The 13,458-nt window shown below is 34.6% G+C and carries 18 protein-coding genes and 1 pseudogene; 14 read left to right on the top strand and 5 right to left on the bottom strand.

Features of this window, described 5'->3' with window-relative positions; translation table 11 throughout:
• The first annotated feature begins 10 nt into the window (after positions 1-10).
• From NCCP28_RS02905 to NCCP28_RS02885, 5 genes are all read left to right on the top strand, one after another.
• Positions 11-2,695 carry a BppU family phage baseplate upper protein gene (locus NCCP28_RS02905; RefSeq protein ID WP_248559892.1) on the top strand — a complete coding sequence of 895 codons (2,685 nt, stop codon included), beginning with the start codon at positions 11-13 and terminating at the stop codon, positions 2,693-2,695.
• Between the two features lie 206 nt (positions 2,696-2,901).
• Positions 2,902-3,201: a hypothetical protein gene (locus tag NCCP28_RS02900; protein WP_248559891.1), complete on the top strand. Its 300-nt coding sequence runs from the start codon at positions 2,902-2,904 to the stop codon at positions 3,199-3,201.
• Positions 3,202-3,314: 113 nt separating this feature from the next.
• The gene (locus NCCP28_RS02895; protein ID WP_248559890.1) at positions 3,315-3,686 is read left to right on the top strand and encodes a hypothetical protein; all 372 of its coding nucleotides are present in this window, start codon (positions 3,315-3,317) and stop codon (positions 3,684-3,686) included.
• An 11-nt stretch (positions 3,687-3,697) separates the two neighbouring features.
• Positions 3,698-3,922: a phage holin gene (locus NCCP28_RS02890; protein WP_282579518.1), complete on the top strand. Its 225-nt coding sequence runs from the start codon at positions 3,698-3,700 to the stop codon at positions 3,920-3,922.
• Positions 3,923-4,059: 137 nt separating this feature from the next.
• Positions 4,060-4,740, top strand: coding sequence for a M15 family metallopeptidase (locus NCCP28_RS02885; protein ID WP_248559888.1), 681 nt, complete (start codon positions 4,060-4,062; stop codon positions 4,738-4,740).
• A gap of 128 nt (positions 4,741-4,868) precedes the next feature.
• Here NCCP28_RS02885 and NCCP28_RS02880 read toward each other — a convergent pair whose 3' ends face one another.
• The 3 genes from NCCP28_RS02880 to NCCP28_RS02870 are packed head-to-tail and all read right to left on the bottom strand — an operon-like array spanning position 4,869 to position 6,737.
• On the bottom strand, positions 4,869-5,492 hold the full coding sequence (locus NCCP28_RS02880; protein WP_248559887.1) for a hypothetical protein: 624 nt from the start codon (positions 5,490-5,492) through the stop codon (positions 4,869-4,871).
• Positions 5,489-5,839: an STAS-like domain-containing protein gene (locus tag NCCP28_RS02875; protein ID WP_248559886.1), complete on the bottom strand. Its 351-nt coding sequence runs from the start codon at positions 5,837-5,839 to the stop codon at positions 5,489-5,491. Before NCCP28_RS02875 ends, NCCP28_RS02880 begins: the two co-directional genes overlap by 4 nt.
• A 13-nt stretch (positions 5,840-5,852) precedes the next feature.
• Positions 5,853-6,737: an ATP-binding protein gene (locus tag NCCP28_RS02870; RefSeq protein WP_248559885.1), complete on the bottom strand. Its 885-nt coding sequence runs from the start codon at positions 6,735-6,737 to the stop codon at positions 5,853-5,855.
• Positions 6,738-7,371: 634 nt separating this feature from the next.
• Here NCCP28_RS02870 and NCCP28_RS02865 point away from each other — a divergent pair.
• Positions 7,372-7,590, top strand: coding sequence for a WYL domain-containing protein (locus NCCP28_RS02865; RefSeq protein WP_248559884.1), 219 nt, complete (start codon positions 7,372-7,374; stop codon positions 7,588-7,590).
• Between the two features lie 14 nt (positions 7,591-7,604).
• Positions 7,605-7,850 (top strand): YolD-like family protein, encoded by a 246-nt coding sequence (locus NCCP28_RS02860; RefSeq protein WP_248559883.1) that lies wholly within the window; start codon positions 7,605-7,607, stop codon positions 7,848-7,850.
• Between the two features lie 43 nt (positions 7,851-7,893).
• Here the strand turns inward: NCCP28_RS02860 and NCCP28_RS02855 are convergent, their stop codons facing one another.
• Together NCCP28_RS02855 and NCCP28_RS02850 are read right to left on the bottom strand one after the other, a co-directional pair.
• Entirely contained in the window at positions 7,894-8,526 is a 633-nt protein-coding gene (locus NCCP28_RS02855) for a hypothetical protein (RefSeq protein WP_248559882.1), read from the bottom strand.
• Between the two features lie 14 nt (positions 8,527-8,540).
• Entirely contained in the window at positions 8,541-8,747 is a 207-nt protein-coding gene (locus NCCP28_RS02850; protein ID WP_248559881.1) for a helix-turn-helix transcriptional regulator, read from the bottom strand.
• Positions 8,748-9,000: 253 nt separating this feature from the next.
• Between NCCP28_RS02850 and NCCP28_RS02845 the strand changes: the two genes are divergently transcribed.
• The 7 genes and pseudogenes from NCCP28_RS02845 to comGB all read left to right on the top strand — a co-directional run bounded on the left by NCCP28_RS02845 (position 9,001) and on the right by comGB (position 13,446).
• Positions 9,001-10,302 carry an FtsK/SpoIIIE domain-containing protein gene (locus NCCP28_RS02845; RefSeq protein ID WP_248559880.1) on the top strand — a complete coding sequence of 434 codons (1,302 nt, stop codon included), beginning with the start codon at positions 9,001-9,003 and terminating at the stop codon, positions 10,300-10,302.
• Complete coding sequence (locus tag NCCP28_RS02840) at positions 10,238-10,831, top strand: replication-relaxation family protein (RefSeq protein WP_248559879.1); 594 nt, start codon at positions 10,238-10,240, stop codon at positions 10,829-10,831. The genes NCCP28_RS02845 and NCCP28_RS02840 overlap by 65 nt, the downstream gene beginning before the upstream one ends.
• 14 nt (positions 10,832-10,845) lie before the next feature.
• The gene (locus tag NCCP28_RS02835) at positions 10,846-11,271 is read left to right on the top strand and encodes a hypothetical protein (protein ID WP_248559878.1); all 426 of its coding nucleotides are present in this window, start codon (positions 10,846-10,848) and stop codon (positions 11,269-11,271) included.
• A gap of 20 nt (positions 11,272-11,291) precedes the next feature.
• Positions 11,292-11,564, top strand: coding sequence for a hypothetical protein (locus NCCP28_RS02830; RefSeq protein ID WP_248559877.1), 273 nt, complete (start codon positions 11,292-11,294; stop codon positions 11,562-11,564).
• 5 nt (positions 11,565-11,569) lie between these two features.
• Positions 11,570-11,737 (top strand): hypothetical protein, encoded by a 168-nt coding sequence (locus tag NCCP28_RS23965; RefSeq protein ID WP_248559876.1) that lies wholly within the window; start codon positions 11,570-11,572, stop codon positions 11,735-11,737.
• Positions 11,688-12,428 (top strand): annotated as a pseudogene (locus NCCP28_RS02820) (ATPase, T2SS/T4P/T4SS family); the annotation flags it as partial. The gene NCCP28_RS23965 and the pseudogene NCCP28_RS02820, both read left to right, overlap by 50 nt.
• On the top strand, positions 12,394-13,446 hold the full coding sequence (gene comGB / locus NCCP28_RS02815) for a competence type IV pilus assembly protein ComGB (RefSeq protein ID WP_248559875.1): 1,053 nt from the start codon (positions 12,394-12,396) through the stop codon (positions 13,444-13,446). The pseudogene NCCP28_RS02820 and the gene comGB, both read left to right, overlap by 35 nt.
• Positions 13,447-13,458: the final 12 nt, after the last annotated feature.

Below are 13,458 nucleotides of genomic sequence, written 5' to 3'. Positions count from 1 at the left end.
TGAAAAGCACATGGATAAAGGCGCAGATTTAAAGCTTGAAGTATCGCCAATAGGCGTTCAAAGTATTACAACCGATATACGATTTAGCACGCAAGATGAGGGTACAGCGAAGCTGGCCTTCTTTTTATTTAAGGACGGTGTGGAGCTGCCATTAAATGCAGTGACTGGCAAACTATTTATGAGAATGGCAGATGGCAGTAAATTCACAGAGACAGTAACCATAGTGGATAAATTAAACGGAATAGCTGAGTATTGGCTTACTAAAGAGCAGCTGAAACACTTCGGCCGCGTAAATGCCGAGCTATATCTCAACTATGATAATAATCAAAAGATGTCTGTTCATCGATTCTCTTTTGTCATTGAGCAAGCGCTGATCGATGCGGATATTGCTGTTTCTACAGAATTTTATGTAGATGATTTTTACACGATGAAAGAAACCATCGAAACCATTGCTGCAGAAACTCAAACCAATGTAGATTTAACCAAAGAAAAAGCGGATGAAATCATTAGTTTAATCGCAGAAAATGACGTTGCGAAGAAGTCAGAATTAGAAACCACTAATGCACAGTTGGTAACTATGTCGGATAGAGTAAATATAGTTGATTCCAAGCCTAATTCTTTTTCGAAAAGTGCTACTTTGAGAGAAAGTTTGAGCGTAAATATACATGGACGAGGAACGAATACACCGTCAAATTTATATGGATTGCAACAACTCGGAACCAAACACGTTCGCTTGGACATCGTTTGGGAAAGATTTGAAACAACAAAAGGTGTTTATAACTTTTCGAGTATTGAGAGTGATATACAAAGTTATGTAGAAAATGGAATACAACCTTTATGTATTCTTTGCTATGCAAATCCTTTGTATTCTAACGAGGAAATGGTAACTGCGTATATAAATTTTATAGATGCAGTAACTGCACACTTTGCAGACCTAAACGTAGATTATGAAGTTTACAATGAGCCCAACGCTGAAAGGTTTTGGTTCGATAATGAACAAACTGAAATAGAAAAAATAGAAACTTATTTTGATATGTTAAAAGGTGCTTATACTGTAATAAAAAATAATAGTCCTAACAGTTTGGTCGTTGCTCCCGGTTTATCAGCAAACTTTGGCTATAACGGTGATTTTGACAACTTTTATAAATGGATTTACTGGTTGGAAGAATTATTTAAGTTAGGTGCACTTGATTATATGGATGCAGTGTCCATACATCCCTATCGTCTCAATAACCGTCCGGAAACCATTATAGAAACATCTCACAAGCGTGTAAGAACATTGATAAATAAGTACACTGATACGTATAAGCCTATCGTTATTACGGAAGTTGGTTGGACAAATGCTATAAGAACAAATCCTACACCTGAGCCTGAACAACTTAAAGCATGGCAAGTTACTGAAACCATGCAGGCACAGTTTTTATGTAGAATGTTGCTGCTTAATTTAATGGATGGTATTCCGTACACGTCTCTTTATGATCTATACAATGACGGGATAGATGCTACAAACGTTGAGCATAACTTTGGGTTATTACAGATAAATGGGGGGAGTAAACAAGCCTTTGGTGCTGTACAAAATTTATTGAATGAGTTAGGCGAATATAGATATGCGAATACCATATATACACATGATGATGTCGTAGCTTTAAGATTTATTGATGATTCATTAAATGTAAAAGTCGCAGCATGGACGGTAAAATCCAATTCAAAAACAGTTGGCGTTGAAGGTCAATCAAGAAATTTGACTGGTATGCCAACTGTTTTTTCTATTTCGTCAAAGTTTCGCCAAAGTTTATATAGTAGAGAACAACTAGTTAAAACTAATTATACAAATACAGTTATAGGCTCAGCGTATAAATTAGATGCGAACAAGCTACTAGAAGAGGGAAGCTATGCTTGTGATAGTTCTACAATTAACGTTCCTGCAACAAGTTTTGGAATTTTAAAAGTGGATTATTCTAATGCTGATAACGGTACGATTCTTCAAACTTACTTCGCACCTGGTACTGGATATATTTACACTCGTAGTCGTAAAAACGAAAATAATGTTTACACTTGGACGGAGTGGAAGCGTGTATTAAGAGTGGAGGATTTAGATTACACGTTTAAAACGGCTTACGGTAAAAACATTGATAACATTCGAATTAACGGTGAATACTTATGTGACGCTACAACCATGAATGTTCCTCCACCTGTTGTCGGATCTTTCGGGATTCTGATAGTAAAAGGCGCTAATTCCAGCAACAGTGTTGTAACGCAAACATACAAAAGACCAACAGTTGATTGGACATTTGAAAGAAGTTACGCATACAACAATGGGGTTTATGAGTGGACAGCATGGAAAAAAGTATTAATGACAACGGATTTATATGAGCCAGTGTTAAGAGATGTGACGTTGTCATCGGGAGTGGGCAAAAATTTCCCTTGTACGTATATTAGAGAAATGATTGGAACGCTAGATAAGGTATTTGTATCACTAGATGTAACAGGTATAACGAATGGTTCTACAATAGGGACTATACGAGCAGACTATGCACCATTATTTGCTGTAAGTAAACCTGCTAGGGGTTCGGGTGGTGTTCTAGCGTTTGTTAAATTTAACCCTGATGGAACAATCGTAGCAGAGCTACCTAGTGGAGCAACTGGTTTAAGTTTTCATGATTACATTAGTAGAGGTGTACAAAAATTAACATAATTAATAAAAAGGGTAATGATTAATGTGGATTACGGTTAATAACACAGATTTTAAACCTAGTGAAATAGAAAGAATAAATCCTCCATTTAACATTGGTAACTATCAATTCTTTAGAGATAACAACGGACAGTTATGTTATGGAGAAGAAGATTTAATCATTCATTTGGAGAACATTTAAGATGGAAAAAAATTAAGGGGTGAATTAAATGCGTACTGTTGATGTACAAGTAACTTTAAATAAACCAGTTTTGGTTCATTTCACAAAAGAAGAACTGAAAGTTAAAATGATTGACTACGACAATAAAAGAGTCACAGTAATAACAAGGTATTTGAATGATGAAGGTGAAACTTCTGAAGATCAAAGCACTATATTTGAAGATGAAGAATACGAATTATTGATGTCTCAATCAGAAGAATTTCCGTTAGGAAAACCTTTAAACGATTGTAGAGAAGAAGATGTTTTCTATATGTTAGATAAGAAACGAGATAATGGTACTGCTTCGTAGGATACAACTGTGCAGTAAATAAATATCGAATCAAGAGTCCTTTTAGGGCTCTTTTTATATACATCAAGAAAAACTTATATGTAAATAGAGAGAAATATAAGGGGGAAATGAAGATGCCGCAAAAACAGGAGGTATCGAGAGAAAATATGGAGACAATTGTGCAAGATCATGAGAAAAGAATTTTAGCGTTGGAACAAAACTATGGAGAAGTGAAAAAAGAATTAACTTCTGTCCAAACAATCCAAATGGAAACCAAGGGAACTTTGCTAGAGGAAGGGCAAAAACAAAGGGAATTAATCAATAAGCAAAGGGAGGAAATTGATCAGCAAAGAAAAGAGCAAAAAGAATTGATGGGCCAATTGATCAATCACACTTTAGGGATTAAGAAAAACAACAACAATATGCTGTGGAAAGTATTAATTGCTTTTGTTAGTGGCGGCGGAGTTCTTTACACTATCTTTGATCTGATTTCTAAAAATGTATAGGAGTGATAAGTATGGATAAAGCAAGCATCACACGTTTTGCATTGCTAATTGTGGCTGTAGCCAATTCAGTATTAAATATGTTGGGTTATCAAACAATTCCAGAGGATTTAGCGAATGACATCATTGCCGTTGGCTCTGGTGTTTATTTTTTATATGCAGGCTGGAAGAACAACTATTTAAGCAAAAAAGGATTAAAACAAAAAGAAGTGCTGCAAGCAAAGAAATTAACCAAGTAGGGTGCCTAAACAGGTGCTCTTTTTTATTGGAGGTGCAGGCATGTTAGCGAAAATCATTTGGTTTTTTAGCAAAGAAAATCAGGAAGAACTAGATATTTTATTAAACGAAAAATACTAAAAAAAAGGAGATGTTTTGAATGTCATTTACACCAACTTATCATGAAAGAAATTTAAAAAACCTTGCACAGCTTGGAGATAACACGAAGAAGAAAGCAATCGAATGGTACAAATATTTAATCGAAAATGAAATTGACGTATTGATCTATGAAACAATTCGTACTGTTGAAACACAGCGTCAAAACGTTGCAAAAGGTGCTTCTCAAACGATGAAGTCTTACCATATTGTTGGCCAAGCATTAGACTTTGTTATGGTGGATGGAAAAGAAGCATTGTGGAATGGCTATGGTTCTGCAGCAGCCAAAAAAGCTATTGCTAAAGCTAAAGCACTTGGTTTTGAATGGGGTGGAGATTGGTCAGGTTTTGTTGATAAACCACATTTACAGTACAACTATAAAGGCTATGGCACAGATACTTTTAATACAAAAGGGGATGCTATTTCTTTAACTGCTACCACAACTACTGCTGCCAAAACATCAACTACAAAAACATCTAGTGCAGCAATCGTACCATATCCAGGGAAGTTAATTAAAAAAGGTTCAATAGGAAAGGATGTTGAACGTATTCAGCGTGCCGTTAATGTAAAAGTTGATGGTGATTATGGGCCAGCAACAGAAAAGGCAGTAAAAGCTTATCAAAAACGCAAAGGCCTTGATGTGGACGGTAAGGTTGGCAAGTATACTTGGAATATGATGTTTTAATTCTGGGTAAACTAATATTAGATATCCGCGCACAACAAATGCCCTACTCTTTGGAGTGGGGCATTTTTATATATTTAACTGAGAATCTTGTGTAAATAAAAAAAGCTTCCGAATTTGGAATGCTTCTTTTATCTCTCTATTAATTTACCTTGCAATATTGCTTCTTCAATTACAGTTCTATTTGCTGTAAATAGTTTAATTCCTGGAACCGATGCTAAATCTCCATCATCAGAAATGACATTTACAATTCCTGAGCTTTTTATAAATTCCATTAAGAAGATATCATAACCATCTATCAGTTGATTTTGAAACCTATTTAAAGCAAGGTCTGTAACTTGCTCATTAATTATTTCTGATTCTAATGGTATTCCCATTTGTTTTACTTGCAGCCATGCAAGTTCTATTTGTTCAACTACATTCGCTCTCTCAATAGGATAATTACGTCTAAAGCTTTTTTTATTAGGCATATTAAGGCTGTGAGTAGCACAAAATATATCATATTCTACTTTCTCTATCTGATGTGATAATTCCGAAAGAGAAAGCCCAGATCTATACATTTTAGATTCAGATAGAAAAGCTGCATCAATGTATTCTGGATAATCCTTCACCTGGTATGGTAATGGTTTAGAATTACCCAAACTCGCTCTTTCATAAGTTAACCAGAACCATACATTACTGTCTACGAAGAAAACATCATCTTCTAATGGTGTGTCGTCTGTGATATCTACTACTCCCAAAGCACCTATATTCATCTATCCTTACCTTCAATTTCAGGAACAACTTTATCAATTGCATTTCTAACAGATACATTACTAAAATACTCTGCAGAATTTCTAATGGATCTTCTCAATAAATCTTTTCCAACGGGTGTTAAATTTACAAATTTCACTTTGTTACTTAGCTCATTGGGTTTGAAATCTTTTAATAATCTACCAATTGAAGTATTAAAGAATAATGAAGCATACATTTCAACATTTTCAAAATCAAGAGTTATTTCTTGCCCTTTTTTTATATGTTGAATAATCACCTCATAAAGATCGTTTCCTTTACTCATCGATAAAGCACTTCTACCTATGATATCAAAGACGTTTATGTTCATAGTTTGTTCCTCCTTATATATTAAAGAAGTCATCGTCATCATCATCATTATCTCCTTCTAACCAATAATAATAATTTTCGTTACACTTTAAAGTAATATTTACAATGGTACCATCAAAATATTCATCATGTTCTTCAAATATACTACCATTTTTATCTATCAAGCAGTAGCCGTTATGTGAATATACTTCTAGTTTTCCATCATTTGCTACAATAAAGTCTTTCAATATACCTAAGCCTAATCCCCCTTTATACTTTTGTGTTGTCCTTGTTGAATTACCTTCAGTAAATGCCCATTCCAGTGTCCATAATGTCTCGAGACTTAAATCATTAAAATAGTTTTTTACCTTTGTCGGAATCCCCACCCCAAAGTCCACAACAGTTAATTTGAGTTCATTCAAGTTTTGAAATCTTTGACCACAACTAAAAGCACCAACAGGCGAATCACTATGTTCATATACGTTAGCAAAAATTTCATATACTTTTCCAACGATAGCATGTTTTAAATTATCGCTTATGTTAACCCAACCTCGACCTAACCAATTATTTTCTAAATATGTATTTATATTTTCATCATTATGTGTTTCTATATAGGGAATTGAATTACCATTCCAAGGTCCATCATCTTCCGTGAAAGTTGCAACAAATCCATTTTGCCTTAAATTAGTATAGACCCATGTTGGAACAGTTTCAAAGTTAAACGTAACATTTCTATCATTAAAAGTTAAATATCTAGCCATACCTCCTAAGAAGGCAACAGCGTTTTGTCTTAAGAAGTTGCATCTTCCAAAATCAAGCTCTATATCTCGATTACTGTTTTTTACTTTATCCCATATGTAGAATAGTGTCATAAAGTCTTCAAAATCATCGTTTATTCTAGGCACATGTATTTTTTCCAATGAGCACACCTAACTTTCTTAATCATTCAACAATAATAAAGCGTTTTGTTGAACAGGAAAAAGATTTCTGGAAAAATTTCCAGTATTTTATTACAAACTATTATATCTATTATCAAGTAAAGTGTCCCAAACAACAAATAGTATCGTTCGACAGAAAATGACAATTATACACAACTTTAAGACTATGAAATAAACTCTCCTATAATTCATCTTCGGGACTTTATAAGTAAATTCTTTAAATTAATATATCACCTTGTATAAGATTTCGCAAAGCAAGTGCAAACCATTTCTAATTCCATCATCCATGTCTATTTTATGAACTAACAGGAATATCGAACTAACAAACAGAATCCTTCCTAGTAAGAAAGGAGGGATAGAATGACAGAATACGATTACCTTCTGCAATTAAAAGAGCAATACGACAAAGTAAAAACTTCTTCCGAGCTAAAAGACCTCATTGATACCTTCTTAGAAACTTTCCCATTAGATCAAAATTAAATTTCTCTCATGTGATAGCAAATCAATAATCTTCCCAAATCGTTTGATAAAGATAAAATAAGAACGAATGTTTCTGTTTTATCTTGTTTAGGAACGGATGTTCGTGTATAATTATAAAAAAAGGGAGGTAGTTAGAATGAATCGACAACTAGAAAAGGCAATGCTGGAGAACAGAGCAATGGAAATTATCTATGAGAAGAATGATCATACATTCTCGAAAAGGACTATTTTAATTAAGCATATAAATGAAACCTATATTAAAGCTTTCTGTTTAACCAAGAAGCAGCCGCGTGTTTTTAGAATCGATTCGATTTTAGCTGCTTCCTATGTTAGAGAAAACAAAAGGTACGCATAGGAGGATAATTGGAAATGGTAAAAACAAAGAAGCCTCAAAGACCACAGAGAGATGAATTTGAATTAGAGGAAATAGCAAATAGCTTAACAGAAGCACATACAGAAAAAAACGAAGTGTTATTAACTGTCTGGAAAAAAGAAGAGCCAGTTAAAGGGATTGTTACCAAAATGGATGGTAATACCAAGTTAATCCATGTAGAGAATGGTATGGATCTTTTGAAAATTCCTTTTATGAACATACTTAAAGTGCAAATTATATAAAAAAGAAGCCCAACTCGCTTGAGAAGGGCTTTTGTTATGGGAGTTATTTCCCCATTTCAGCAAGTGCTTTATTCATTTGTTCTTCATTAGCAAGTGTAGAATCACTGACTGCAGTTTCCGCACCACGATAGTTATATTTTGTATTCTGTAAGAAATCAAATGCAAAGTCTTGCAGAGGGACACTTTCGTTATCATCATAATGGTAATCAATCACAGATGCTTTGAAGATGTTTGTAAGCATATATTCATGATTGGTAATATCCTTTAAGTAATTGCGGTCTTTATATTCTTGAATAATATAATCCCCGAATTCCGTGATTTCTTTTTCTGTTGCTTTATAATCACGAGCATATGAAACAATTGCATCATGTTTTTCTGTTTCAGTACCATCGGTTGCAGCTACTTCTTTTACTTTATCTTCCCATGAAATTTTTTCTTCCGTTTCTTTTACCTCATCCTTTGTTTCTTTTTTCTCTTCTACCTTAGGTGTAGGATTTTCCTTAATTGGTTTAGTCTCTGTTTCTTCCACAAAGGAGAATGATACAAACATAACTACCAGACATAATAAAGAGGTTAAAAATACCTTCTTTGCAGGCTTCTTTCTTATTTTTAAAACTATCCCAAAAACCAAAGTGAATAAAAATCCTAATGTTGCTAAACTCATAATAACTTCCATACGTTTGTTTCCCCCTAGTTAGTCTCTTCTTTGTACTCGTATAGATCTTCCAATTTACATTCTAATAATTTGGCTAAAATATATGCTTTATCCATTGTAGGATAAGTTTTTCCAGTTACCCAATTAGTTAATGTATTTGGACTTACGCCTATTTCCTTTAATATATATTCCCTTCTATATTTACTAATTCTCAATAGTTCCCCTATACGACTTTTTAACATACGAACACCTCATAATAAAGTTTCTCTAAATTTTTATTGATTCCTTCCACAAATATTTGTGGCGAATAGGCATAAATTTTTGCTTAATCTAATACCATTTACTATACCAAATGAATTACCACCCTAGTAGCTTGATCGAGCATATGCCAGATCTCTTTATATCAGTAACTTAAGCTATCTTTTTTAAATGCTAGATGGATGGGATAGATACTATGTATCTATAAAGAGGTGGCGTAGGAAAGGAGGAATACAATTGATTTTTGAAACTGTCACATCGATGCTGATGGGAGGGCTGGCTCTACAAGCTCATCTCTCGAAAAATGGAGTTGGGAATGACTCAAAAAAATTGAACAAAATCTTTGCACTGTCCGGTTTAAATGTGAAGGATGGAAAACAAACCTTGACCACTCAATTAGTGAAGAAAAGAAACTATGAGTGGGGGACAGAATATCGTTATCGCATTCCACTGGGAAGGGGTTTTGAGGATTATCTTTCTAAAAAGAAAATAATTGAAGCTGGAATAAATACACGTACAGTTAAACTCCAAATAGGAGACATAAAACAGCTTAAATTAGACCGGAATATCGTTCAGAGTATTAGAAGTCTCTATAAGAGAAAACTCACGGAAAGGAAGGAAATAGAGCTATCCTATGATGGAATGTTAATCATCCGTGTGTATGATGAGCCAATGCCAACATTAGTCGAAATGTTTGAAGGGAAAGGCTGGTCTGTTCCAATAGGAATCACAAGAGAAAAAAATAAAGCTATTTTTCACGACTTTGAAAGAATACCACACTTTGCATTAGGCGGCGCCACACGGTATGGAAAATCAAATTTAATTAATGGAATTATTACTTCTCTAATTAAACAGCAGCCAAACCATGTAAAACTTCACCTTGTGGACTTAAAAGGCGGTGTGGAACTATGTGACTATGAAAATATTAAGCAAACTGTTTCTATTGCATATGAGCCAGAAGAAGCCAAGGAAGTACTAGAGAATGCTTATAACGAAATGAGAAAGATGCAGCAAAGGGTTAGAAAGCTGGGGAAAAAGAATGTCCAAGAAGCTGGCATAAAGGAAAGGCATTTTATTATTATCGATGAAGTTGGAGAATTAAATCCAGAAGAAGCTGTGGACAGAGAAGAAAAAGAATTAAAAAGAGAGTGCCAAAGATATATGAGTCAGATTTCTAGACTTGGTGCCGGTTTAGGTTTTCGTTTAATCCTGGCCACTCAATATCCTACTGGTGATGTTATCCCTAGACAATGTAAACAAAACAGTGATGCAAAGCTATGCTTCCGTGTTCAATCTTCCACAGCATCAAGAGTTGTGTTAGATGGTGAAGGAGCAGAGCAATTACCCGAAATTAAAGGCCGCGCTATTTACCAAACAGCAGATAAAAAAGTCATAGTCCAAACTCCACTAATTACTTCCGAAATCATTCATTCCATTATTGATCCTCACATCATAGATAAAGGAGGTCAGATTCTTGAAGACCCTAAACAAGCGCCAAGAAGCAATCCTATTATCATTGAAAAAACTGGACTTTCTTAATCGTGATCAGCTGCAATCCATCCACAATTTAGGTAAAGTACGCAATGCCAATAGAATCCTAAAAGAGTTGTCTCCTTACTTAGAATCCTTTAGGGAAGAGTATTCGTCCATCTATTATTTAAACGCTGATGGCAGGGCATATGTGAACTCTAACAAGGTGAGAAGAAAGAATCCATTTGTTAATCACACTATCCTTAGAAATTACTTTTATATCTTTGCTAAACGTCCAGTTGAATGGACAAATGAAGTCAAAATAAGCGATGGAATTACTTCTATTGTTACGGATACCTGGTTTAAATCAAATGGGAAATACCACTTCTTAGAGGTCGACTCCTTACAAAAGATGAAAGAGAATAAGACCAAAATAAATAACTATGCTGCATTGTATAAAGCTGGTCACTTAAAAAAACATTTTGGATATTTTCCTACATTAATATGGTTAACCACAACTGAATTGAGAAGAAAGCAATTGAAAGAATTGTGTAAGGACCTGCCATGTGTTGTTTATACAATCGATGAAATTAAATAAGGGAGATGACTCATATGCAAACAATAGCATTTAATGATTTCATGTCTGGAAGTTATAAAGAAAAGAAAGTATCTAAGAAAAAATCAAATGTAGGAAAAGTAGTAAGAAGAGTAGGTACTTCCATTGCTATTCCACTTATCATGGCTAAACCAGTATTTGCAGCAAGTCCAACAGATGCAATTCCAGTAGGAGCAACACAATGGATGGGAGAAAAAACGTTAGAAACTTTAGCACATGCATTAGATCCATTAGTTGATGTGTTAGTAGCTTTATCTTTTCCGGTAGCAAGTGTAATCATCGTGGGCGGCTGCTTCTTCTTCATGCTAGGTAATTCCGATAAAGCTTGGTCCACAATACAAAATGCCGGATTAGGTTATGTGCTGATTCAAATATCCCCATTAATTCTTAATGTGTTAAAACAAATTGGCAATGCAGTCTAATAAAAAAGGAGAGAGCATCTATGATTATCAGAAGAAAAAAGGATATAACTGTTTTTGTTGAAAAGTTTAATGAACTGGCCAGCTGGGATGGAACTAAATTTTACCTTCATTTTGTGGATGAACAGAATACAGGAGTCATAACACTCATGAAGTACGTAGATGGCAGTATGACCATTTATCGATCTAACGAGTTGTTTTGGGATATAAAAGAAAACGAGTTAAGTAGTGAGCTAATTTGGTTCTATCGTAAAGGAATTAATAAGCAATTGAAAAATATAAAAGCAGGAGCGTGAGATACATGGAAAAATGGCATGAACTAATTCGGCTAAATGAAAAATACGATGGTCATGAAATGTTTGTTGCAGAATGTATCTATGCTTACCTTGCGACATTTGGCGATAAAGATGATCTGCCGTTTATGGATGAACCGGTGGATTATATTAATTCGTTTGTTAAAGAAGAGTAGGCATAAGAAGGTAATTAAAACTAGATGGATTAATTGTTTTTGCGTAACGTTACCGACTGGATCGGGCAAAACGACCACATTATATTCTTTATTAAATGAAAATGCTCATCTTTATCACAGGAATGTCATCAGTTTGGAAGATCCTATCGAAAAGCCTCAAGAAAATGTGCTGCAGATTCAAGTTAATGAAAAAGCGGGAATCACGTATTCAACAGGTTTAAAAGCAATCCTCAGGCATGACCCTGATATTATCATGGTTGGTGAAATAAGGGACGGGGAAACGGCAGAAACTGCAATTAGAGCATCATTAACGGGACATTTGGTCATTACGACGATGCATACAAGAGATGCCAAAGGAGCGATTGGCCGTTTATTGGAATTTGGCATTCAAAAGCAGGAAATTGAACAAACATTAATTGCCGTAACGGCACAGCGGCTAGTAGAGTTAGTCTGTCCTTTTTGTGTTGGAGAATGTTCCCCCTACTGTTTTAGCGTAAGCGAGCGTTTAAAAAGAGCCAGTGTATTTGAAATTATTACAGGAAAAACAATTATGGGCATTTTAAAAGGAGAACCGCAAGGAAAGGAAAAAATCTATAAAACCTTGGCGCAAAATATTAATAAAGGCATTGCACTAGGATTTATTAAAGAAGAAGAATATGAACGTTGGGTATTTGACTATGAGAAAGAATAAATGGTCATTGGATGAGCAGGCAATGTTTTTAATGAATATTGGTGAATTGCTGGAGAGAGGCTATAGTTTAGCGGAAGCTGTGCAATCGACTTTATATTATCTGCCATTTTATAAACAGGAAGAAATTCGTGCATGCATTGGGTCACTGCAAGGAGGGGAATCATTTTATGAAAATTTAATTAAGCTCCAATTTAATGTGCAGTTGATAAGCTATGTCTTTTTTGCAGAAAAGCACGGCGGTTTCGCTACAGCGTTTCAAGATGCAGGGAGCATGATGACAAGCAGACAGCAAACGGTAGCCAAATTAAAAAAAATCCTCTATTATCCACTTTTTCTAATGGCATTTACCGCTGTATTATTCGTATTTGTACAGCAGATTTTATTGCCGAAATTCACTGCGCTTTTTTTATCGATGGATTTAAAACGTAATCTTTTTATGCTGTTTATTATTGGAGCAGGAAAGATTTTTCCAATTTTGTGTATTATTTTGCTGCTTTTGTGTATCGCCTTATTGTTTTATTATCATTTGAAAATAAAAAAGATGGACAGCATGACAAAAAGCAGACTCTATACAAAAATCCCCTTTATCGGAAGTTATTTTTCCTTATATTACACCCATACGATAACTCAACAATTAAGTTATTTGCTTTCAGGCGGTTTTTCGATTTATGAAAGCCTGCAATTTTTTCAGCAAAATAAACAGCAGCCCTTATATAAGGAGGTTGGTGCATTTGTCATTGAACAGTTAAAAACGGGAGAAAGGTTGGAAATCGCTTTTGAGGCTCTTGCATTTTTAGAAAAAGAATTAATGAGAATTTTGAAGCATGGACAAGAGAATGGCAAGTTGGATCAAGAACTCGCTTTTTTTAGCACTTTTTGTATAAATACATTAGAAAAAAAGATAAATAAAACAATAAAAGTGGTGCAGCCTTGCCTTTATGGATTTGTTGGGTTATTGATTATTTCTATTTATTTGGCGGTGTTATTGCCGATGTTTCAGCTGCTAGATGGATTTTGAAAGGAGAAAAAA

The sequence above is a fragment of the Niallia sp. NCCP-28 genome, assembly GCF_023168165.1.
Lineage (GTDB): Bacteria > Bacillota > Bacilli > Bacillales > Cytobacillaceae > Niallia.
This window is presented reverse-complemented; position numbering and strand designations above follow the sequence as displayed.